Consider the following 338-nt stretch of genomic DNA (forward strand, 5'->3'; position numbering starts at 1 on the left):
ACAGAATGTTTGGATACCTTACGACCAGGAGATTTATGTATTCGAGATTTAGGATACTTTTCTCTAAAAGATTTAGATCAGATGGATCAACGAGGGGTATTCTATGTTTCACGGTTGAAATTAAATAATAGAGTATATGTGAAAAATGAATCTCCAGAATTCTTTCGGGATGGGACAGTAAAAAAGCAATCTTTATATGCTTTACTTGACCTTGAACATGTCATGCATCAGATAAAACCAGGAGATACTTATGAAATTCAGAATGCCTATGTTGGACAACAAAAATTACCCTCACGAGTTGTAATATACAGACTCACATCAACTCAAGTTCATAAACG

At 34.3% G+C, this 338-nt stretch carries 1 protein-coding gene; it reads left to right on the forward strand.

Annotation, left to right across the window (positions count from 1 at the left end):
- Nucleotides 1-338, forward strand: a 338-nt coding sequence (locus JDS81_RS31235; protein ID WP_199688699.1) for a transposase, incomplete at both ends; no start/stop codon positions are given.

Origin of the sequence: Bacillus cereus group sp. N31 (assembly GCF_016483245.1) — a bacterium.
In the GTDB taxonomy this organism is placed as follows: Bacteria; Bacillota; Bacilli; order Bacillales; family Bacillaceae_G; genus Bacillus_A; species Bacillus_A toyonensis.